This window comes from Brucella gallinifaecis (genome assembly GCF_006476605.1).
GTDB classification, from domain to species: Bacteria; Pseudomonadota; Alphaproteobacteria; order Rhizobiales; family Rhizobiaceae; genus Brucella; species Brucella gallinifaecis.
The window spans coordinates 1-20,643 of sequence record NZ_ML636821.1 but is presented as its reverse complement, the minus strand read 5'-3'; the positions used below and the strand labels follow the sequence as shown (position 1 = coordinate 20,643).

Here is a 20,643-nt window from a genome sequence, read left to right as displayed (position 1 = left end):
GTTCTCGGCATCTAAGCCGAAGTCAGGCAGAAATTCCACTTATCTCCGCTGTCCAGATTTCCCGAACCACCTCTAACTTCACCCCGAATTGGTGCTTGTTTAAAATCTCTGCGCTTTCGAACTACTTGCTTAATAAATCAAACTCAGCTCCGCCGCCCCTAACTAAAAAAGTTTAATACGACGGACTGGCACAATCTACGGAACAATCCCTCTTTGCTTACGTTGGTTTAACAGGAGCCGCGCTGTGTCAAACGGACTCGACGGTGCTGAAGAACATCAGGATTTTTCCGTTTTCCCTTGATGGCCAACGAAACGGCAGACGAGCTTCTTACCCGTCCAGTGCGCGCTCCGCCTGCTAGAAATTCTCAATAGATCCCAATGCTAAGATGTCTAATTTTCTGCCATCAAACGACATCGACTAAATACCGAGAAATTGGAAAGGACCAAAATATGACAGCTATAAAAAATGCAAAAATCGTTATTCTGGCAACTGACGGTTATGAACGTTCAGAGCTCCGTGTTCCCTATGAAGAACTGCAGCGCCGTGGTGCAAACGTAAAAATCGCGTCCATTCAAAGCGGTGCGATCAAGAGTTGGGACAACGCAAATTGGGGTGATTCAGTCAACGTCGATTTTTTGGCAGAGGACGTCAATGTTGAAGACTTCGATGCGCTTGTGCTTCCGGGTGGTCAGATTAATCCTGATAAACTGCGAACTGAGGAAAACGCCATGCGTGTTGTGCGCGAATTTACCCAATCTGGCAAAATCGTTGCCGCGATATGCCATGCGCCCTGGTTATTGATAGAAGCAGATGCGATCAGAGGACGAAATGTAACCTCCTACGGCTCAATTAAGACAGATGTGCGAAATGCCGGTGGCGTGTGGTCGGACGAAGAGGTTGTAGTCGATCAAGGTATTATCACATCCCGTTCGCCGGAAGATCTTGATGCATTTGTGAACAAGATCGTCGAAGAAATCGAAGAAGGGCGTCATCTGCGCCGCGTTAGTTGACAAATCGCATATTTTCTCTGGTAACTTACTTGGTTGGTGTCCCTCTACTGGAGAGAAAGGGATTAAGATTATGCAAAGCAAGCTGTTATTGAATGACGGTGAACGTGTTTTTATGCTAATCGTTGACCCCGGTGAAGAAGCTTTCGAAACCATTAGAGACTTCGCAATCATACAAGATATTACTGCAGCTTCAGTTAAAGCCATCGGCGCGTTTGAGACTGCCGTGCTAGCCTTTTTCGATCTGACATCAAAATCTTATGTAAATATTACCGTCGACGCTCAAAGCGAGGTTTTGAGCCTGATAGGCGATATCACGCTCGATGAGAAGGGAAAGCCAAATCCGCATTTGCATGCTGTCTTGGGCCTAGCAAATGGGCACACGCGGGGCGGCCATTTTGTCAAAGGTTATGTAAAGCCGACCCTCGAAGTAATCATTAGGGAGACACCTCAAGAGTTGCGGCGTCGCTATTGTCCAGAGTTTGGCATCGCACTTATCGATCCGTCTACCTGAGCCGGGAACCAGTATCTGAAACACGCGTTAATGCTGACATGGAGCTGGAGGCTTTTCATGGTGGCAATTGCAGCAGGTAGACCTGGGGATCATAAAGCCAGTCAATTCATTATCGGTATCGCGCGAGGAGTTGCAGGAGCACTTCTTTTCGCCCTGCCGATGTTGATGACTATGGAAATGTGGTTCCTCGGCCTATACGTAAATCGCACGCGTCTGCTGCTACTTTGCATTCTCAATTTGCCTTTGCTTTGGGTGCTCGCCAAACGGATAGGATTTGAAAAGACCGCCACTTGGCGCGATGCATTGCGTGATGCTGTCATAGCTTACGGGCTGGGTATCGCCGTAAGTGCCACCATTTTGCTTATTCTGGGCGTTATTGATGACCAGTTGACCATCAGCATAATGGTGGCCAAAATTGCTTTGCAGTCTGTGCCAGCCAGTATTGGCGCACTGCTCGGACGCAGTCAGCTTGGATTGCGCTCGGAAGAGCGGGAAAAGCAAGACGGTGAATATGAAGGCGAAACCGGATATCTGCATGAGCTTTTCATGATGTTGGTTGGGTCGCTGTTTCTCAGTCTCAATGTCGCCCCCACTGATGAGATGATCCTAATTGCGTATAAGATCAGCCCGTTTAATACCGCCTGTATCGCCCTTATCTCCGTTACCCTGATGCACGGTTTTGTTTACGCGCTTCATTTTAAGGGCTCACATAGCATCTCAGAGGGAATGCCATGGTGGGAACCCTTCATCCGCTTCACAATGCCAGGATATGTCATCGCCATTGTGGTCAGCATTTATGCCTTGTGGACTTTTGAACGTCTCGATCACACATCCCTCTCCCAAGTACTTACTGCCGCCGTCATCCTCGGATTCCCCGCCTCCATTGGCGCTGCCGCCGCACGTCTCATATTGTGATTGACCGATGACAAAATCCATAGGCAATAAACATACCGAAACCGCTCGACCTCATTGGTTAGAATGGGTGGCAGGCGGAATTTGCACTTTGTTGGTCACTGCCCTTTTCGTATGGATTGGCCGGGACATTTATCGATATGAAGTTCAAGAGCCTCAGTTCGACATATCGATCATGTCGATAAACTCTATGAACAAAGTTTACCGCGTAACCTTTGATCTCCGTAACACTTCTCTTTCAACAGCCGCCCAAGTGCATGTTCGCGGAGACATTTCCTCATCCAGCAGCACTGAAAGCTCTGACATAACGTTCGATGACGTCGCATCTGAATCCCATGAAACGGGGATCTTGTTTTTTAAAACCAACCCATCGTCCGGCACACTCACTATTCATGTGGTCGGCTACACAGAGCCATAATAGCTGCATATGAAAGAACGTCATGACAGAACAAAAACTTACGAAGGCCCGTGATCTGCGAGATTCTCGCCCCCTATGGCTCGATAGTCCTCGTATCACTGTGCAGAGCACAAGCCATGTTTCCATGGATCACTACGATATTGTGATCGTCGGCGCGGGTATTAGCGGTGCGCTCGTTGCGCAAGCTCTCGTCAAACCCGGCAAGTCCGTGCTCATCATTGATAAACGCACTCCTGTCCATGGCAGTAGTATTGCCAATACGGCAATGATCCAGCATGAAATTGATGTGCCTTTACATAAGCTTCAAACGATGATCGGAGAAGAAAAGGCAAACAGGGCCTGGTTACGCTCTGCAAAAGCTGTGCTGCAACTGGAAGACATTGTTCGGTCGCTAGAAATTTCCTGCTCCATGCAACCCAAACAGGCACTCTATGTTGCAGGTGATGAAATGGGAACACGCGGCCTCAAAACTGAAATGGAAGCGCGCCTAAAAGCTGGGATCGGCGCGCAGTTCATTGACAAGGCCGGCATGAAGAAGCTCTACAATATTGAGCGTAGTGGTGCCATTTTGAGTGACATATCCGCATCCGCCAACCCCGGTCAGTTGACCGCTGGATTGCTACGTCACGCGGCCAGGCTTGGCGCTGAAATCGTGAGCGGTGTAGAAATCACTGACATAAAGGCCTTCAAAGAGAATGTTGTTCTGGGAACTGCAGCAGGCAAACTTATATCCGCTGAACACGTCGTATTCTGTACCGGTTATGAGTTTCTTCAGAGCCTTGCGAACAAAAAACACGAGATCATTTCAACATGGGCTATAGCGAGTAAAGCAGGCGTCACGCTGCCCGACTGGTTGAAAAACCATATCCTTTGGGAAGCATCCGACCCCTATCTTTATCTCCGCACAGATAATCGGGGACGTTTGATCGCTGGCGGTGAAGATGAGAACAATGCCAGCGCTTATCACTCTGACGCAAAGCTGCATAAAAAAGAGAAGGCCATCCAGCGAAAAGTCAGCAAACTGCTTGGTGTTGATATCGGACCCATAGAATACCGATGGGCTGCCGCTTTCGGCTCAACAACCACAGGACTGCCGTTGATTGGTCCGGTACCTGATATGCAAAATGTCTACTGTGTGATGGGATTTGGCGGCAACGGTATTACTTTCAGCCAGATTGCTGCGGAAATCGTCTCTACCGCAATTAATGGAGCTCAAGACCCCGACGCGGAGTTATTCGCGCTAAAATGACAGCTTATGCCTAAAACTCCTCAAATTGTGGAACGACGTGAGAAGGCGAACGTTACCTTTATAAGCATTTAACTACTCGCATCGAACGTGCAATTTGAGCGAGCATTTAATTCTTATTTTGGAGGAGAATTATGATGAGGGACCGCCTTACAAAGCAGGATCCACGCATTCAATATCCGGCTCCACCCTTTGATGCGCAACCACAACCGATGCCGGGACTGGTGGAAAATATGACGCCAGCCCCAGATGATGGAGAGAAAAGCTATAAAGGCTCGGGAAGGCTGGCAGGAAGAAAGGCTCTAATCACCGGCGGTGATTCAGGGATTGGTCGCGCAGTGGCAATTGCCTTTGCTCGCGAAGGTGCCGATGTAGCGATTTCGTACCTTGAGGAAGAGGAGTCCGATGCGGAAACCGTGATCGATCTTATAAATGCAGAAGGCCGGATTGGTGTAGCGCTTCCAGGCGACGTATCAGAAGAGGTATGGTGCCGCAATATGGTGGAGATGGCCGTCAGTGATCTTGGTGGCCTGGACATTCTCGTCGTCAATGCTGCCAGGCAACAGTACCGCGAGGATATCCGCGAATTATCGAGTGCTGATTTCGATAAAACGATGAAAACGAATCTCTATGCGCTTCATTGGATTGCCCAGGCGGCAACGCCTCACCTTGATGCAGGCGCTTCGGTTATTACTACCGCATCAATCCAGGCATATGAGCCTTCACCCATCCTGTTGGATTACGCTACGACCAAAGCAGGCATTGTTGCTTACACCAAAGCTCTTTCTAAACAGCTCATTCAGAAAGGTGTGCGTGTCAATTCTGTGGCACCTGGTCCCTTCTGGACAGTGCTACAACCTAGCGGCGGACAACCCGATAAAAAGGTTCGCCATTTTGGAGAAAACAGTGATTTTGGACGCCCCGGTCAACCTGTTGAGATAGCCCCCATTTATGTCTTGCTCGCTTCGCAAGAGGCAAGTTTCATTAATGGAGAGGTTTATGGCGCAACGGGCGGCCGCGGAATAGGGTGACTAAAGGACAGTGGCCATGTCAAAAAATCCGATAAAATCGCAAGGAAATTCATTCGATGCCCGCGATCGGCTCATCCTTGCCCTTTATGCTCAGCTGCGCGCTGAGCGGGAAACGCGCGAGGCGATGGAGTGGGTCTTGCGAAACAACTGTCTTTCGACAGATGTTCTGGAGGCGATGGCGTCCGATCCTATACCGGTCGTCACATTGGATGATATTCAGATGATTGATCAATCAGTGAGCAAATTGCGTTCAGCGTCGGAAAAGTTGAGCCCTCACCCATGATCTCTGAGAATTAGTGGCAGTCAATCTCTCGCTTTTATTGCTGGGATGAACAGAAGGAATACCACCATGGTGGCTCCGCGAGCAAACTGGAAAGGTTTCATCAAACTCGGTGAAGTGTCCTGCCCTGTGGCCCTATACACTGCCACATCTACTTCAGACAGGATAAGTTTTAACATTCTAAATCGCAAAACCGGAAACCGTGTAAGACGGGAGTTCGTCGATAGCGAAACCGGTGATGTTGTGGATCGCGACGAACAGGTCAAGGGTTATGAGATCGACGATGGTCGCTATGTCGTGTTAGAGCCGGATGAAATATCGGCAGCAGTCCCAAACAGCGACAAGACTTTGATGATTGATGCATTCATTCCCTGCTCGCAGGTCGACAATGTTTATTTTGACAAACCCTATTACCTCGCACCCGATAAAAGAGGCGTAGAAGCCTTTGTACTTTTACGCGACGGCATGAAAAGGCGAAAGGTTGCAGCGGTATCATTGCTGAGAGCGAAGAAATAATTGACGAGTTTAAGGGAACAAAGGCACTGGATGCTGGTCTTATTTCTTCAGCACAAGCGGTCGAGCACTATGAGATTACGCGTTATGGCACACTCAAGCGTTGGGCTTCCGAGCTTGGGCATAAAGACATAGTCAAACTCTTAGAAGCCACGCTTCAGGAAGAAGGTCAAACAGACAAGGATCTCACCAAGCTTGCAGAAACAAAAATCAATTTAAAAGCTGCTTAAATCGAATAACTCCGCTTCGGCGGGGTTTATCGATAGGAGAAAAAAATGAATAAGAGAAAGTCCCCTTGGTCTAATCCCGATCTACATCGTCCGGATAAGTCAGCAGACCCTTCGTCTGTTGAGCCCAGAGATCAACAAATGCGACCGACACATGAGCAGGGAAACTCTCCTGGCAGCTCAAAAAGGCAGCTTCCTAACGAGCCGTACAGAGATCGATCTGAAGATTAAATCTATCTTATTGATTATGAAGGAAGCAGCTCAATGAAAAGTCCCAAGTCAGCGGGTGATTATCCCGGCAGACAGCGCGATTGCAAAGACGCTGTATCGCCAGGAATTCTAAACCTCCTTAAGCAGGCCACTCTTATTGGACGTTCTGAAGAGGAAGCCGATGCCGTCATTTTGGGAACGAGTGTCCCGGGTGTCCGCGACTTGATAAACGAAGCGATCAACGCGGGCTGGGCGCCCACGGAGGCTGCGACGGCGATTAAATTGGTATCGGATGAGCTTCGACGCGGATTTGTTGGAAAAGAACTTAAGAACTAATTTGGGGAGCCCGCAGAATTCGGAAAAAATCGTACGCTAAGGTTTTCCGGGCATCCGTAAGGGCCGAAACTTCCCGTCTTCCAGTCTGCGGCTCTGCCGCCAGACGTAATCGCCGGTTAGGTTGATGTGCTCCCAGCCCAGCGGCGACAGGAATTGCAGCAGCTCGCCGTCCACCGGCTTGCCGGCCTCGACCAACCCCTGGGTGGCGCGTTCCAGGTACACCGTGTTCCACAGCACGATAGCCGCCGTCACCAGGTTGAGGCCGCTGGCCCGGTAGCGCTGCTGCTCGAAGCTCCGATCCCTGATTTCCCCAAGGCGGTTGAAGAACACCGCCCTGGCCAGCGAGTTGCGCGCCTCACCTTTGTTCAGGCCGGCATGCACGCGGCGGCGCAGTTCAACACTTTGCAGCCAGTCCAGGATGAACAGCGTGCGCTCGATCCGGCCCAGCTCGCGCAGGGCCACGGCCAGTCCGTTCTGGCGCGGGTAGCTGCCGAGCTTGCGCAGCATCAGCGAGGCGGTGACGGTGCCCTGCTTGATCGAGCTGGCCAGGCGCAGGATGTCGTCCCAGTGGGCACGCACGTGCTTGATGTTCAGGGTGCCGCCGATCAGCGGGCGCAACGTCGGGTAGGCTTGCACGCCCTGCGGCACGTACAGCTTGGTTTCGCCGAGGTCGCGGATGCGCGGCGCGAAGCGGAAGCCTAGCAGGTGCATCAGGGCAAAGACGTGATCGGTGAAGCCGGCCGTGTCGGTGTAGTGCTCCTCGATCCGCAGGTCGGACTCGTGGTACAGCAGGCCGTCGAGCACATAGGTGGAATCGCGGACGCCGACATTCACCACGCGGGTGCTGAACGGCGCGTACTGGTCGGAGATATGGGTATAGAACAGCCGTCCCGGCTCGCTACCGTACTTCGGGTTGACGTGCCCGGTGCTCTCGCCCCGGCCACCCGCGCGGAAGCGCTGGCCATCGGAGGATGAGGTCGTGCCGTCGCCCCAGTGGGCGGCAAAGGCGTGGCGATACTGGTGGTTGACCAGCTCGGCCAAGGCCGCCGAATAGGTTTCGTCGCGGATGTGCCAGGCTTGCAGCCAGGACAGCTTGGCGTAGGTCAGGCCGGGGCTCGACTCGGCCATCTTGGTCAGCCCGAGGTTGATCGCATCACCGAGGATTGCGGACAGCAGCAACGTCCTGTCTTTGGCCTCGGCCCCGTCCTTCAAGTGGGTGAAGTGGCGGCTGAAGCCCGTCCAGTCGTCCACGTCCATCAGCAGTTCGGTGATCTTGATGCGCGGCAGTAACTGGCTGGTTTGGTCGATCAGCGCCTGCGCCCGATCCGGCACCGCCGCATCCAGCGGGGTGATTTTCAGCCCTGACTCGGTGAGGATGGCATCGGGCAGCTCGTTGTCCTTGGCCAGGCGGGTGACGGTGGCCAACTGCTCGTCCAGCAGCTGCAAACGCTCTTCCAGGTACTGGTCGCTGTTCGGGTTGATCGCCAGGGGCAGGGCCTGCTCGCGCTTGAGTGCGGCGAACTTCTCGGCCGGCAGCAGGTAGTCGTCGAAGTCGCGGAACTGCCGCGAGCCCTTGACCCAGATGTCGCCGGAGCGCAGGGCGTTCTTCAGCTCGGACAGGGCGCAGATTTCGTAGAATTTCCGGTCGAGGCCTTCCGGGGTGATCACCAGCGGCTTCCAGCGCGGCTTGATGAAGGCCGTGGGTGCATCGGCCGGCACCTTGCGCAGGTTGTCGGCGTTCATCTCACGCAGGGTCTGCACGGCTGCCAGCACGCCTTGCGCGGCCGGCCCGTGCTGTTCCCCAACTTTTCGCTCGGCGAAGAGTATGAACATGCGCCGCCGGCGACGAATCGCCAAATCTCACCGTATCTCCCGAGCGGACGATTTCGCACCGGTCTGCCCGTCGAAGGGCTTGCGATCGAACGGGGCGACCTTTTCTATGCATGTCCGCGAGCCAGCGTCTTTTATGGCACGGCGCTCGACGCCGACCTTCGGACGCGCGGCGTAAGCACGCTTGTCATGGCCGGGATAAGCACCACCGGCGTTGTTCTTTCAAGCGTCGCCTGGGCTAGTGATGCGGACTACGACGTGCGTTTGGTCCAGGACTGCTGCTACGACCCGGATCGGGATGCCCACGAAGCTCTGTTGCGTTCCGGGTTCGGCGGACGTGTACAGGTCGTGTAATTTTCGGGCCTCGCATGATCGCGGCCATAGCCGCAGGTGGATTGGTGCGAGGCAGGGCCAGTCCAAGTCAGGGTGCGGTCATCGCGGCGCCTGCAACTCTCAAAAACCCATCGCCGTAGCGGAGGTCTTGTAATCGCATGTCATTACGCACGCCCGATTTATTGTTCACAGCGATAGCACCTGCCATTTGGGGCAGCACCTACATTGTCACCACCCAATACCTGCCGAACTTCTCACCGATGACGGTCGCGATGCTGCGGGCGTTGCCGGCGGGTTTATTGCTCGTGATGATCGTCCGACAGATTCCAACGGGAATCTGGTGGATGCGCATCTTCATCCTCGGCGCACTTAATATTTCGCTATTCTGGAGCTTGTTGTTTATTTCGGTCTACCGCCTGCCGGGCGGGGTCGCGGCGACGGTAGGCGCTGTGCAGCCGCTGATGGTCGTGTTCATCTCTGCCGCTCTGCTAGGTAGCCCGATACGATTGATGGCGGTCCTGGGGGCTATTTGCGGAACTGCGGGCGTGGCGCTGTTGGTGTTGACACCAAACGCAGCGCTAGATCCTGTCGGCGTCGCAGCGGGCCTGGCGGGGGCGGTTTCCATGGCGTTCGGAACCGTGCTGACCCGCAAGTGGCAACCTCCCGTGCCTCTGCTCACCTTTACCGCCTGGCAACTGGCGGCCGGAGGACTTCTGCTCGTTCCAGTAGCTTTAGTGTTTGATCCGCCAATCCCGATGCCTACAGGAACCAATGTTCTCGGCCTGGCGTGGCTCGGCCTGATCGGAGCGGGTTTAACCTACTTCCTTTGGTTCCGGGGGATCTCGCGACTCGAACCTACAGTTGTTTCCTTACTGGGCTTTCTCAGCCCGGGGACCGCCGTGTTGCTAGGATGGTTGTTCTTGGATCAGACGCTGAGTGCGCTTCAAATCATCGGCGTCCTGCTCGTGATCGGGAGTATCTGGCTGGGCCAACGTTCCAACCGCACTCCTAGGGCGCGTATAGCTTGCCGGAAGTCGCCTTGACCCGCATGGCATAGGCCTATCGTTTCCACGATCAGCGATCGGCTCGTTGCCCTGCGCCGCTCCAAAGCCCGCGACGCAGCGCCGGCAGGCAGAGCAAGTAGAGGGCAGCGCCTGCAATCCATGCCCACCCGTTCCACGTTGTTATAGAAGCCGCATAGATCGCCGTGAAGAGGAGGGGTCCGACGATCGAGGTCAGGCTGGTGAGCGCCGCCAGTGAGCCTTGCAGCTGCCCCTGACGTTCCTCATCCACCTGCCTGGACAACATTGCTTGCAGCGCCGGCATTCCGATGCCACCCGAAGCAAGCAGGACCATGATCGGGAACGCCATCCATCCCCGTGTCGCGAAGGCAAGCAGGATGTAGCCTGTGCCGTCGGCAATCATTCCGAGCATGAGTGCCCGCCTTTCGCCGAGCCGGGCGGCTACAGGGCCGGTGATCATTGCCTGGGCGAGTGAATGCAGAATGCCAAATGCGGCAAGCGAAATGCCGATCGTGGTCGCGTCCCAGTGAAAGCGATCCTCGCCGAAAATGACCCAAAGCGCGGCCGGCACCTGTCCGACAAGTTGCATGATGAAGAAGACCGCCATCAGGGCGGCGACGACGGTCATGCCCCGGGCCCACCGGAACGAAGCGAGCGGGTTGAGAGCCTCCCGGCGTAACGGCCGGCGTTCGCCTTTGTGCGACTCCGGCAAAAGGAAACAGCCCGTCAGGAAATTGAGGCCGTTCAAGGCTGCCGCGGCGAAGAACGGAGCGTGGGGGGAGAAACCGCCCATCAGCCCACCGAGCACAGGTCCCGCGACCATCCCGAACCCGAAACAGGCGCTCATGAAGCCGAAGTGCCGCGCGCGCTCATCGCCATCAGTGATATCGGCAATATAAGCGCCGGCTACCGCCCCAGTCGCCCCGGTGATGCCGGCCACGATCCGCCCGATATAGAGAACCCAAAGGAAAGGCGCCGTCGCCATGATGGCGTAGTCGACAGCAGCGCCGGCCAGCGAGACGAGCAAGACCGGCCGCCGCCCGAAACGATCCGACAGCGCGCCCAGCACAGGTGCGCAGGCAAATTGCATCAACGCATACAGCGCCAGCAGAATGCCATAGTGGGCGGTGACGTCGTTCGAGTGAACCAGATCGCGCAGGAGGCCCGGCAGCACCGGCATAATCAGGCCGATGCCGACAGCGTCGAGCGCGACAGTGCTCAGAATTACGATCAGGGGTCTGTTGGGTTTCACGTCTGGCCTCCGGACCAGCCTCCGCTGGTCCGATTGAACGCGCGGATTCTTTATCACTGATAAGTTGGTGGACATATTATGTTTATCAGTGATAAAGTGTCAAGCATGACAAAGTTGCAGCCGAATACAGTGATCCGTGCCGCCCTGGACCTGTTGAACGAGGTCGGCGTAGACGGTCTGACGACACGCAAACTGGCGGAACGGTTGGGGGTTCAGCAGCCGGCGCTTTACTGGCACTTCAGGAACAAGCGGGCGCTGCTCGACGCACTGGCCGAAGCCATGCTGGCGGAGAATCATACGCATTCGGTGCCGAGAGCCGACGACGACTGGCGCTCATTTCTGATCGGGAATGCCCGCAGCTTCAGGCAGGCGCTGCTCGCCTACCGCGATGGCGCGCGCATCCATGCCGGCACGCGACCGGGCGCACCGCAGATGGAAACGGCCGACGCGCAGCTTCGCTTCCTCTGCGAGGCGGGTTTTTCGGCCGGGGACGCCGTCAATGCGCTGATGACAATCAGCTACTTCACTGTTGGGGCCGTGCTTGAGGAGCAGGCCGGCGACAGCGATGCCGGCGAGCGCGGCGGCACCGTTGAACAGGCTCCGCTCTCGCCGCTGTTGCGGGCCGCGATAGACGCCTTCGACGAAGCCGGTCCGGACGCAGCGTTCGAGCAGGGACTCGCGGTGATTGTCGATGGATTGGCGAAAAGGAGGCTCGTTGTCAGGAACGTTGAAGGACCGAGAAAGGGTGACGATTGATCAGGACCGCTGCCGGAGCGCAACCCACTCACTACAGCAGAGCCATGTAGACAACATCCCCTCCCCCTTTCCACCGCGTCAGACGCCCGTAGCAGCCCGCTACGGGCTTTTTCATGCCCTGCCCTAGCGTCCAAGCCTCACGGCCGCGCTCGGCCTCTCTGGCGGCCTTCTGGCGCTCCTGCTGCGGCGTCCGCTCGTGGGCCGTGGCGCGGGTCCGCGCGCCGGCCTCGTGCGCCTGGCGCTCGCGGGCGAGGTCCAGGGCGGCCGTCTTCACGTTCTGCCTTGCGCAGATGAGATAGGGGAGCCCGCAGAATTCGGAAAAAATCGTACGCTAAGGTTTTCCGGGCATCCGTAAGGGCCGAAACTTCCCGTCTTCCAGTCTGCGGCTCTGCCGCCAGACGTAATCGCCGGTTAGGTTGATGTGCTCCCAGCCCAGCGGCGACAGGAATTGCAGCAGCTCGCCGTCCACCGGCTTGCCGGCCTCGACCAACCCCTGGGTGGCGCGTTCCAGGTACACCGTGTTCCACAGCACGATAGCCGCCGTCACCAGGTTGAGGCCGCTGGCCCGGTAGCGCTGCTGCTCGAAGCTCCGATCCCTGATTTCCCCAAGGCGGTTGAAGAACACCGCCCTGGCCAGCGAGTTGCGCGCCTCACCTTTGTTCAGGCCGGCATGCACGCGGCGGCGCAGTTCAACACTTTGCAGCCAGTCCAGGATGAACAGCGTGCGCTCGATCCGGCCCAGCTCGCGCAGGGCCACGGCCAGTCCGTTCTGGCGCGGGTAGCTGCCGAGCTTGCGCAGCATCAGCGAGGCGGTGACGGTGCCCTGCTTGATCGAGCTGGCCAGGCGCAGGATGTCGTCCCAGTGGGCACGCACGTGCTTGATGTTCAGGGTGCCGCCGATCAGCGGGCGCAACGTCGGGTAGGCTTGCACGCCCTGCGGCACGTACAGCTTGGTTTCGCCGAGGTCGCGGATGCGCGGCGCGAAGCGGAAGCCTAGCAGGTGCATCAGGGCAAAGACGTGATCGGTGAAGCCGGCCGTGTCGGTGTAGTGCTCCTCGATCCGCAGGTCGGACTCGTGGTACAGCAGGCCGTCGAGCACATAGGTGGAATCGCGGACGCCGACATTCACCACGCGGGTGCTGAACGGCGCGTACTGGTCGGAGATATGGGTATAGAACAGCCGTCCCGGCTCGCTACCGTACTTCGGGTTGACGTGCCCGGTGCTCTCGCCCCGGCCACCCGCGCGGAAGCGCTGGCCATCGGAGGATGAGGTCGTGCCGTCGCCCCAGTGGGCGGCAAAGGCGTGGCGATACTGGTGGTTGACCAGCTCGGCCAAGGCCGCCGAATAGGTTTCGTCGCGGATGTGCCAGGCTTGCAGCCAGGACAGCTTGGCGTAGGTCAGGCCGGGGCTCGACTCGGCCATCTTGGTCAGCCCGAGGTTGATCGCATCACCGAGGATTGCGGACAGCAGCAACGTCCTGTCTTTGGCCTCGGCCCCGTCCTTCAAGTGGGTGAAGTGGCGGCTGAAGCCCGTCCAGTCGTCCACGTCCATCAGCAGTTCGGTGATCTTGATGCGCGGCAGTAACTGGCTGGTTTGGTCGATCAGCGCCTGCGCCCGATCCGGCACCGCCGCATCCAGCGGGGTGATTTTCAGCCCTGACTCGGTGAGGATGGCATCGGGCAGCTCGTTGTCCTTGGCCAGGCGGGTGACGGTGGCCAACTGCTCGTCCAGCAGCTGCAAACGCTCTTCCAGGTACTGGTCGCTGTTCGGGTTGATCGCCAGGGGCAGGGCCTGCTCGCGCTTGAGTGCGGCGAACTTCTCGGCCGGCAGCAGGTAGTCGTCGAAGTCGCGGAACTGCCGCGAGCCCTTGACCCAGATGTCGCCGGAGCGCAGGGCGTTCTTCAGCTCGGACAGGGCGCAGATTTCGTAGAATTTCCGGTCGAGGCCTTCCGGGGTGATCACCAGCGGCTTCCAGCGCGGCTTGATGAAGGCCGTGGGTGCATCGGCCGGCACCTTGCGCAGGTTGTCGGCGTTCATCTCACGCAGGGTCTGCACGGCTGCCAGCACGCCTTGCGCGGCCGGCGCGGCGCGCAGTTCCAGCACCTCCAGCAAGGCCGGCGTGTAACGGCGCAGGGTGGCGAAGTTCTCGCCGACCAGGTGCAGGTGGTCGAAGCCTTCCGGCCGGGCCAGCAGCTCGGCCTCGCTGACGCTCTCGGTGAACTCGTCCCAGGGAATCACCGCCTCGATGGCGGCATAGGGGTCGCTGCCGCTTTCCTTCGCTTCCAGCAGCGCCTGGCCGATCCTGGAGTACAGGCGCACCTTGTCGTTGATCGCCTTGCCCTGCTTCTGGAACTGCTGCTGATGCTTGTGCTTCGCGCCGCTGAACAGCTTGACCAGGATGCGGTCATGCAGATCGACCAGCTCATCGATCACGGTCGCGGTGCTCTCCAGCACCACGGCGGCCAGGGTCGCGTAGCGGCGCTGCGGCTCGAACTTACCGAGGTCTTTGGGCGTCATCTGCCCACCCTCGCGGGCCAGCTTGAGCAGGCGGTTCTGGTGGATGTGCCGGCCCAGGCCTTCGGGCAAGTCCACCAACTGAAATGTCTTCAGCCGCTCGATGTGTTCCAGCATGTGCCGAGAGTTGGGTTTCAGCGGTGCCTGGCGCAGCCAGGTCAACCAGGTGATGCTGCTGCCGGCCTTGAGCTTCAACAGCTCGTCCAGCTTGGCCCGATGCGAGTCCGTGAGTGGTTCGACCAGGGCGCGGTAGACCCGCCGATTGGCTCGCGCAATGGCTTCCGAGCAGGCCCGGTCAATCACGCTCAGCGCCGGCAGGATGCGTCGTTTCTGCCGTAGGCTCTCCAGGGCCTGACCGGCCAGCAGCAAGCCTTTGTCGGTCTGCTGGGCCAGCTCGGTTAGCTCGCGCACCAGGGCGCGGAAGTCGGACAGGCCGAACGGGGCCAGTTGCAGGTAGGTGCGCAGTTCCTGGGCATGCTCGCGACGGGTCACGTCGCGCTCGCCGTACTTTGCCCAGCTCGCCGGCTCGGCCTGGACTTGCTTCGCCACCCACAGGATGACCGGCTCGGGCAGCTCGCTGTCGGTTCCCAGCGCGTAACCGGGGTAGCGCAGCAGGCAGAGCTGCACGGCGAAGCCGAGGCGGTTGGCGTCGCCGCGTCGCTGGCGGATCAGCGACAGGTCGGAGTCGTTGAAGGTGTAGTAGCGGATCAGGTCATCCTGGCTTTCCGGCAGCGCAAGCAGGGTGTCCCGCTCCGTGGCCGAGAGGATCAAGCGACGCGGCATGTGTCAGTCGTCCGTGCGGAGGTACTGGTAGAGGGTTTCCCGGCTGATGTTGAACTCGCGGGCAAGCTGCGCCTTGGGCTCGCCGGCCGTCGCTCGCTGCCGCAGGGTAGCAGCCTGCTCATCGGACAGGGCTTTCTTGCGGCCCCGGTACGCGCCACGCTGCTTGGCCAAGGCGATGCCCTCACGCTGCCGCTCGCGGATCAGGGCGCGCTCGAACTCAGCGAAGGCCCCCATCACCGACAGCATCAGGTTGGCCATCGGCGAGTCCTCGCCAGTGAACACCAGGCCCTCCTTCAGGAACTCGATGCGCACGCCGCGCTGAGTCAGCTTCTGTACCAAGCGACGCAGGTCATCGAGGTTGCGGGCCAGCCGATCCATGCTGTGCACCACCACTGTATCGCCTTCGCGGACGAAGCTCAGCAGCGCTTCGAGCTGGGGGCGCTGGGTGTCCTTGCCCGATGCCTTGTCGGTGAACACCTTGCTCACCTGGGTTTGTTCCAGCTGGCGTTCCGGGTTCTGGTCAAAGCTGCTGACCCGGACGTAGCCGATGCGGTGCCCCTGCACGATGTCTCCTTGGTTGAAGGCGGCTTAAGTGCACTTTCTGTTCCGTTGTGCCTCAAAGCCCATTTCTGTCAGGCTGAAATCTATAACCTTCGCGGGCATGTGTCAAAAAATGGGAAAGCAGACTCTATTCTGACGAAGCGGCGCGGCCCTGCCTGACATCAAGTTAGGGTATAGCCTAGATTGACATGCGCGATGCAACCCTTAACTTGCTTGCACCTATCGTTTCCATGCTAGCTTTATCGTAACGCTCAAGAAATTGGGCTTAATGCCGAAAACAATAAAATAAAACAGCCAACCCTTGAGGTTCTTATGCGCCAGAATTTACCAGTGACGGGTCGAAACTTAGAACTCCCAAAAGATGCCAATATTCTTTCGACTACCTCCCCTCAAAGCCATATCACGTACGTTAATCCTGACTTCATTAAAATCAGTGGTTTCACTGAGGAAGAACTATTAGGCCAGCCTCACAACATCGTAAGACACCCAGATATGCCGCCTGCTGCATTTGAGCATATGTGGAGTACATTAAAATCTGGCCGCTCATGGATGGGGCTAGTAAAAAATCGCTGTAAAAATGGCGACCACTATTGGGTAAGTGCTTATGTAACGCCAATAGCTAAGAATGGTTCGATTGTTGAATACCAGTCTGTAAGGACCAAGCCTGAACCTGAGCAGGTTTTGGCTGCGGAAAAATTATATGCTCAATTGAGAAGCGGGAAGGCCGCGAGGCCGAAATTGGCTGCTAGCTTTTCCGTGAAAATACTCTTGCTCATATGGGGTAGTATTATATCAAGCGCAATGGCTGCCGGCATGCTTACTGATACATCAATAAGCAGCTTATTGTTAGCCACTTTAATGTCAGGAAGCTTAAGCTCTGTTAGTGTTTTGGCTATTCTCTCTCCTCTTGGAAGACTGGTTGAAAGAGCCAGGAATATTTCCAATAACCCATTAAGTCAATCCCTCTACACTGGGCGCACCGATGAGTTTGGCCAAATAGAGTTTGCTTTACGAATGATGCAAGCTGAAACAGGCGCCATAGTAGGTCGCATAGGTGATGCATCAAATCGGCTTAGCGAACACACCCGAGGCCTACTAAAGGATATTGAGTCAAGCAATGTACTTACAGTTGAGCAGCAGGCAGAGACAGATCAAATAGCAACGGCAGTAAACCAAATGGTGGCAAGCATTCAAGAGGTTGCGAGCAATGCACAGCATGCTGCAGATGCGGCCGGAAGAGCAGACACTGAGACGGCATCTGGCCAGCGTCTGGTAGCCCACACAAGCCAGTCAATCACTGCCCTTGAAGGTGAAATTAGGCAAGCCACTCAGGTTATTCATGAGCTTGAAGGTCAAAGTAACGAGATATCAAAAGTTCTTGACGTTATACGAGGGATCGCCGAGCAAACGAATTTGTTGGCACTCAACGCAGCAATTGAGGCCGCGCGTGCTGGTGAGCAGGGGCGTGGTTTTGCTGTTGTCGCCGATGAGGTTCGCAGTCTTGCTGCTCGCACACAGCAATCGACAACGGATATTCAAAGCATGATCAGCGCTCTACAAGAGCGAGCGCAATCCGCTGTTACAGTCATGGAGCAAAGTAGTCGGCAAGCGCACACGAGTGTAGCTCACGCAGAGGAAGCAGCTACAGCTCTTGATGGAATTGGCCAACGCGTTAACGAAATTACCGACATGAACGCGCAAATAGCGACTGCGGTCGAGCAGCAGGGAGCAGTAAGTGAAGACATAAACCGCAGTATTATCAATATACGCGATGCTGCTGATACCAATGTACAGACCGGGCAGAATAATTTGCAAAGTGCGAAATCTGTCGCTCAGTTAACTAGCGCTCTGAGCGAACTGGCAAAACAGTTTTGGGAAAAACGAGGATAACGCTTTTCAGTATCTCGACAGGGATAACTTACTTTACCATCGGTTATCCCTTTTAGCCGCACAAATTTTAGCCATGGCTTTTCAGGAAGTCAGGGCTATCAGAATGGCCTTAGAAAGCCTAGTCAAAGAGCTGTCACGAGAACACCGTTAGCTTAGCGTACGATTTTTTCCGAATTCTGCGGTTCCCCCAATTTGTATTAAAAATCCAAAATTTTGGCGAACTATGAAAAAACATAGTGGAACTCAATAAGGTCTAAAACGTTTCCCTATCACTGATACAGTCAGTCCATAATCTGGGAGAAATATTATGAAAATCATAACGTTAGCTTTTGCTAGCGCGATCGTATTCGCGCCCACTTTGGCCTTTTCTCAGGATACAAAAAATCCGGAAACACCGGCGGTTGCGACACCTGAGACTAATAATCCTACAGCGCCAGTAGCAGGCGAAAATAGCTTCACAGAAGAGCAAGCGAAAGAGCGCTTCGAAGAAGCTGGTTACTCGCAAGTAAGCGATCTCAAGCTGACAGAAGCAGGCATCTGGGAAGCTTCCGCAATGAAGGGAGCGGATAAGATTTCCGTCCAGCTCGATTATCAGGGCAATGTGACAAAAAAGGCAATGTAATTTTCAGCTTGAGAAACTCTTTAATTAAGGGAGATAAAAATGCGAACCATTACAGGTCTGTTTGACGTTTATTCGTCAGCTAAGGTAGCTGTTTCAGAGTTGGAGTCTGCTGGCATTCCATCGTCTGACATCAGCATTGTTTCACGCGAAGATGAGAAAGATAGCAATTCGGCTGAAGGTGCGGGCGTTGGTGCAGGTATAGGTGCTGCCGTCGGTGGTGCAGGTGGATTGCTTACTGGTCTCGGTATCATGGCGATTCCGGGTGTCGGGCCCGTTGTTGCGGCGGGTTGGCTTGCAGCGACACTTACTGGCGCAGTTGGAGGTGCCGTTGTTGGTGGTGCAGCAGGTGGCCTGATTGGCGCGTTCACTAAAGCTGGGGTTCCAGAAGAAGATGCACATCTCTATGCGGAAGGTGTTAGACGCGGTGGCACTGTGGTGACTGCAAAAGTTCCCGATGACCGCTATGCTGAGGCCGACGCCATTCTATCCCGTTCAAATCGTGTCGATCTTGTGGAACGCCGCCGCGTTTATACCGAGGATGGTTGGCAGCGATTTGATACGGCCGCAGCACCATACACCGCTGAAGAAGTGCAACGTGAGCGCAGTCGTTATCTGTAATTAACAGCATCAAAGACAATATCGGTGGTCGGAAATTTCTGACCATCGGTGTGAAGTAGAGTCGAAAGCTTCTTGGCTAATTTTCATACCTGTCTTCAGTCGCTCTTATACTAAAACCATCCATTGATACTTCTTAAGAATAAGAGCGGTAAGAAGTTAGCATATCGAAATTTTAAAGTCATTTGGTTGGAACATTTTGGTTCCTTAAAGAGTAAAATTAGAAGCTATGAGGAGAAGCCCATTATGGATCACAGTAAACATACGCGCCTTTTACCAACTGAGCTAATACCCTCCATTCTAGAGGGTGCAGTCGTTTACGGAGCCGATGATCACAAAATCGGTAACGTAGATCATGTCCATGGAATGGGGACCGCAAGTGAAGTGATTGTTGATGTGGGAGGTTTCCTTGGTATTGGCGCTAAGCCCGTGGCAGTAGCTTTAACCGACCTCGATTTCATGCGCGATGAAAGCGGAGACGTTCATGCTGTGACGACCTGGACCAAAGACCAGCTAAAAGATATGCCAGAGCATCATGACTAATAGTCGTAACCAAAAGCCTGCTTAAATGTTGGGCTATTGGTTCTACCCACCTCTTCACCAGCTGCTTCGTGAAGCATCCGAAATCTCAGTAAAACTGAGTAACAGTCAAAGTTCTTGGTGTTGGTCCCTCGCCATCGGCGAAAAGGCTGATAAATCTTGATGGGATGTGAACCTACGACCCGTCAGTGATGTAGACGGATTAAACAATCGGAGATTACCAATAGTCCATGAAATAGAGTTACGAATTAAACGGTCCAGTCTTCTACCCGTAAGCCGGGAACACGATCAAACTCTCTGCGATTGTTCGTAACAACAATTAAACCGCGTGAGCGGGCGTGACCAGCAATCAACTGATCGTATGGACCAATAGGCGTTCCATTACGGGCCAATTCAGCACGTAATTGGCCTGTATGGTTTGCAGCCGTTTCATCGTACGATAACACCTCAAGGCGAGCTGCGAACCCTTCCACGACAGCAAGGTTTTTTTCTGGATTGGCGGACTTTTCCGCCCCGTAAATCAATTCCATCAAGCTAATTGAGCTAATGCATAACTGATCGTGGAAGCGGTTAAACGCTTCCCGCACTTGCTTTGGTCGATTCTTGATCGTAAAAATGCATATATTCGTGTCCAGCATATACTTCAGCATTACAATGCCTCGCGTTCCTGCGACTTAGGCTGGCCACGCTCACTCATGAAGTCGGATGTCGGTTCAATACCTTCAAACCAGCTATCCCACACCTCACCAGCAGGCGCTATAATTCGTGTGCGCCCCACCGCAACGATATCAACACGCTTCACATCGGCAGGCAAAGCTACTGCCTTCGGCAAGCGGATAGCTTGGCTTCGGTTGCTCTGAAATACGGCTCCCTGTTCCATCTGCGTTACTCCTGATAATATCCACGTTGACATGCTATAAATAACTTGGTGGATGGGATATGTCAACGGGATATACTTGTGGTGGCCGGTGAGACAGCCACTCGATTAAATTGTATTAACTCAAGTCCACCGGCCGAATTATTGCACACGCATTGGAAGCCAAAAAGATAGCTGTGCCTGGTACCATGGCGCATCCGCAGTCCTTAGAACGCCAGTCAAGAACAATCTTAATGAGCCTGACTGGCGCATTTGGGTGTCTTCTTCAATGCGTTACAGAGGTGGTTCGGGAAATCTGGACAGCGGAGATAAGTGGAATTTCTGCCTGACTTCGGCTTAGATGCCGAGAACA

At 55.3% G+C, this 20,643-nt stretch carries 20 protein-coding genes and 3 pseudogenes; 17 read left to right on the top strand and 6 right to left on the bottom strand.

The window, feature by feature from the left end; all coding sequences use genetic code 11:
* The first annotated feature begins 450 nt into the window (after positions 1-450).
* The 10 genes and pseudogenes from FHY56_RS17140 to FHY56_RS17095 all read left to right on the top strand — a co-directional run bounded on the left by FHY56_RS17140 (position 451) and on the right by FHY56_RS17095 (position 6,695).
* Entirely contained in the window at positions 451-1,011 is a 561-nt protein-coding gene (locus FHY56_RS17140; RefSeq protein WP_128095126.1) for a type 1 glutamine amidotransferase domain-containing protein, read from the top strand.
* A 70-nt stretch (positions 1,012-1,081) separates the two neighbouring features.
* On the top strand, positions 1,082-1,522 hold the full coding sequence (locus FHY56_RS17135; protein WP_128095125.1) for a PPC domain-containing DNA-binding protein: 441 nt from the start codon (positions 1,082-1,084) through the stop codon (positions 1,520-1,522).
* Between the two features lie 57 nt (positions 1,523-1,579).
* Positions 1,580-2,437: a TIGR02587 family membrane protein gene (locus FHY56_RS17130; RefSeq protein ID WP_140906345.1), complete on the top strand. Its 858-nt coding sequence runs from the start codon at positions 1,580-1,582 to the stop codon at positions 2,435-2,437.
* 7 nt (positions 2,438-2,444) lie between these two features.
* The gene (locus FHY56_RS17125; RefSeq protein WP_140906344.1) at positions 2,445-2,852 is read left to right on the top strand and encodes a TIGR02588 family protein; all 408 of its coding nucleotides are present in this window, start codon (positions 2,445-2,447) and stop codon (positions 2,850-2,852) included.
* 22 nt (positions 2,853-2,874) lie between these two features.
* Positions 2,875-4,101, top strand: a complete 1,227-nt coding sequence (locus FHY56_RS17120) for an NAD(P)/FAD-dependent oxidoreductase (RefSeq protein ID WP_140906343.1) — start codon at positions 2,875-2,877, stop codon at positions 4,099-4,101.
* 134 nt (positions 4,102-4,235) lie between these two features.
* Complete coding sequence (locus FHY56_RS17115; RefSeq protein ID WP_140906346.1) at positions 4,236-5,129, top strand: SDR family oxidoreductase; 894 nt, start codon at positions 4,236-4,238, stop codon at positions 5,127-5,129.
* 16 nt (positions 5,130-5,145) lie between these two features.
* Positions 5,146-5,412: a hypothetical protein gene (locus FHY56_RS17110; protein ID WP_024897195.1), complete on the top strand. Its 267-nt coding sequence runs from the start codon at positions 5,146-5,148 to the stop codon at positions 5,410-5,412.
* Between the two features lie 66 nt (positions 5,413-5,478).
* A pseudogene (gene ku, locus FHY56_RS17105) lies at positions 5,479-5,904 on the top strand (non-homologous end joining protein Ku); the annotation flags it as partial.
* Positions 5,898-6,152 (top strand): annotated as a pseudogene (locus FHY56_RS17100) (YciE/YciF ferroxidase family protein); the annotation flags it as partial. The pseudogenes ku and FHY56_RS17100, both read left to right, overlap by 7 nt.
* Positions 6,153-6,413: 261 nt before the next feature.
* On the top strand, positions 6,414-6,695 hold the full coding sequence (locus FHY56_RS17095; RefSeq protein WP_024898603.1) for a hypothetical protein: 282 nt from the start codon (positions 6,414-6,416) through the stop codon (positions 6,693-6,695).
* Positions 6,696-6,731: 36 nt separating this feature from the next.
* On the opposite strand, the pseudogene FHY56_RS17090 reads toward FHY56_RS17095, so the two are convergent.
* Positions 6,732-8,483, bottom strand: a pseudogene (locus FHY56_RS17090) (Tn3-like element TnAs1 family transposase); the annotation flags it as partial.
* A 3-nt stretch (positions 8,484-8,486) separates the two neighbouring features.
* On the opposite strand from FHY56_RS17090, the gene FHY56_RS17085 reads away from it, so the two are divergent.
* A complete protein-coding gene (locus FHY56_RS17085; RefSeq protein WP_001351729.1) occupies positions 8,487-8,879 on the top strand; it encodes a cysteine hydrolase family protein in 393 nt (130 codons plus the stop codon).
* A gap of 137 nt (positions 8,880-9,016) precedes the next feature.
* Positions 9,017-9,901 (top strand): DMT family transporter, encoded by an 885-nt coding sequence (locus FHY56_RS17080; protein WP_000058717.1) that lies wholly within the window; start codon positions 9,017-9,019, stop codon positions 9,899-9,901.
* Between the two features lie 31 nt (positions 9,902-9,932).
* Here FHY56_RS17080 and tet(A) read toward each other — a convergent pair whose 3' ends face one another.
* Positions 9,933-11,132 (bottom strand): tetracycline efflux MFS transporter Tet(A), encoded by a 1,200-nt coding sequence (gene tet(A) / locus FHY56_RS17075; RefSeq protein ID WP_000804064.1) that lies wholly within the window; start codon positions 11,130-11,132, stop codon positions 9,933-9,935.
* A 105-nt stretch (positions 11,133-11,237) separates the two neighbouring features.
* On the opposite strand from tet(A), the gene tetR(A) reads away from it, so the two are divergent.
* Positions 11,238-11,888 (top strand): tetracycline resistance transcriptional repressor TetR(A), encoded by a 651-nt coding sequence (gene tetR(A) / locus FHY56_RS17070; protein ID WP_000164043.1) that lies wholly within the window; start codon positions 11,238-11,240, stop codon positions 11,886-11,888.
* 331 nt (positions 11,889-12,219) lie between these two features.
* On the opposite strand, the gene FHY56_RS17060 is transcribed toward tetR(A), so the two are convergent.
* Positions 12,220-15,186 carry a Tn3-like element TnAs1 family transposase gene (locus FHY56_RS17060; RefSeq protein ID WP_001138014.1) on the bottom strand — a complete coding sequence of 989 codons (2,967 nt, stop codon included), beginning with the start codon at positions 15,184-15,186 and terminating at the stop codon, positions 12,220-12,222.
* A 3-nt stretch (positions 15,187-15,189) separates the two neighbouring features.
* On the bottom strand, positions 15,190-15,750 hold the full coding sequence (locus FHY56_RS17055; RefSeq protein ID WP_001161490.1) for a recombinase family protein: 561 nt from the start codon (positions 15,748-15,750) through the stop codon (positions 15,190-15,192).
* Positions 15,751-16,059: 309 nt separating this feature from the next.
* On the opposite strand from FHY56_RS17055, the gene FHY56_RS17050 reads away from it, so the two are divergent.
* The 4 genes from FHY56_RS17050 (at position 16,060) to FHY56_RS17035 (ending at position 19,417) form a co-directional block, all read left to right on the top strand.
* Positions 16,060-17,637 carry a methyl-accepting chemotaxis protein gene (locus FHY56_RS17050; RefSeq protein ID WP_001323889.1) on the top strand — a complete coding sequence of 526 codons (1,578 nt, stop codon included), beginning with the start codon at positions 16,060-16,062 and terminating at the stop codon, positions 17,635-17,637.
* Between the two features lie 307 nt (positions 17,638-17,944).
* Complete coding sequence (locus FHY56_RS17045; RefSeq protein ID WP_024898604.1) at positions 17,945-18,259, top strand: PepSY domain-containing protein; 315 nt, start codon at positions 17,945-17,947, stop codon at positions 18,257-18,259.
* A gap of 39 nt (positions 18,260-18,298) precedes the next feature.
* A complete protein-coding gene (locus FHY56_RS17040) occupies positions 18,299-18,877 on the top strand; it encodes a hypothetical protein (protein ID WP_024898605.1) in 579 nt (192 codons plus the stop codon).
* Positions 18,878-19,120: 243 nt separating this feature from the next.
* Positions 19,121-19,417, top strand: a complete 297-nt coding sequence (locus FHY56_RS17035; RefSeq protein WP_024898606.1) for a PRC-barrel domain-containing protein — start codon at positions 19,121-19,123, stop codon at positions 19,415-19,417.
* 245 nt (positions 19,418-19,662) lie between these two features.
* On the opposite strand, the gene vapC is transcribed toward FHY56_RS17035, so the two are convergent.
* Together vapC and vapB are read right to left on the bottom strand one after the other, a co-directional pair.
* Complete coding sequence (vapC, locus tag FHY56_RS17030) at positions 19,663-20,064, bottom strand: type II toxin-antitoxin system tRNA(fMet)-specific endonuclease VapC (RefSeq protein ID WP_024898607.1); 402 nt, start codon at positions 20,062-20,064, stop codon at positions 19,663-19,665.
* Positions 20,064-20,294, bottom strand: a complete 231-nt coding sequence (gene vapB / locus FHY56_RS17025; protein ID WP_024898608.1) for a type II toxin-antitoxin system VapB family antitoxin — start codon at positions 20,292-20,294, stop codon at positions 20,064-20,066. The genes vapC and vapB overlap by 1 nt, the downstream gene beginning before the upstream one ends.
* Positions 20,295-20,643 lie beyond the last annotated feature (349 nt).

Coding starts and splice junctions, on each gene's coding strand:
- FHY56_RS17035 (WP_024898606.1), top strand. CDS start 19,121: ATGGATCACAGTAAACATACGCGCCTTTTACCAACTGAGCTAATACCC.
- FHY56_RS17095 (WP_024898603.1), top strand. CDS start 6,414: ATGAAAAGTCCCAAGTCAGCGGGTGATTATCCCGGCAGACAGCGCGAT.
- FHY56_RS17135 (WP_128095125.1), top strand. CDS start 1,082: ATGCAAAGCAAGCTGTTATTGAATGACGGTGAACGTGTTTTTATGCTA.
- FHY56_RS17140 (WP_128095126.1), top strand. CDS start 451: ATGACAGCTATAAAAAATGCAAAAATCGTTATTCTGGCAACTGACGGT.
- FHY56_RS17125 (WP_140906344.1), top strand. CDS start 2,445: ATGACAAAATCCATAGGCAATAAACATACCGAAACCGCTCGACCTCAT.
- FHY56_RS17040 (WP_024898605.1), top strand. CDS start 18,299: ATGCGAACCATTACAGGTCTGTTTGACGTTTATTCGTCAGCTAAGGTA.
- FHY56_RS17045 (WP_024898604.1), top strand. CDS start 17,945: ATGAAAATCATAACGTTAGCTTTTGCTAGCGCGATCGTATTCGCGCCC.
- FHY56_RS17110 (WP_024897195.1), top strand. CDS start 5,146: ATGTCAAAAAATCCGATAAAATCGCAAGGAAATTCATTCGATGCCCGC.
- FHY56_RS17115 (WP_140906346.1), top strand. CDS start 4,236: ATGAGGGACCGCCTTACAAAGCAGGATCCACGCATTCAATATCCGGCT.
- FHY56_RS17050 (WP_001323889.1), top strand. CDS start 16,060: ATGCGCCAGAATTTACCAGTGACGGGTCGAAACTTAGAACTCCCAAAA.
- FHY56_RS17130 (WP_140906345.1), top strand. CDS start 1,580: ATGGTGGCAATTGCAGCAGGTAGACCTGGGGATCATAAAGCCAGTCAA.
- FHY56_RS17120 (WP_140906343.1), top strand. CDS start 2,875: ATGACAGAACAAAAACTTACGAAGGCCCGTGATCTGCGAGATTCTCGC.
- FHY56_RS17060 (WP_001138014.1), bottom strand. CDS start 15,186: ATGCCGCGTCGCTTGATCCTCTCGGCCACGGAGCGGGACACCCTGCTT.
- FHY56_RS17080 (WP_000058717.1), top strand. CDS start 9,017: ATGTCATTACGCACGCCCGATTTATTGTTCACAGCGATAGCACCTGCC.
- vapC (WP_024898607.1), bottom strand. CDS start 20,064: ATGCTGAAGTATATGCTGGACACGAATATATGCATTTTTACGATCAAG.
- vapB (WP_024898608.1), bottom strand. CDS start 20,294: ATGGAACAGGGAGCCGTATTTCAGAGCAACCGAAGCCAAGCTATCCGC.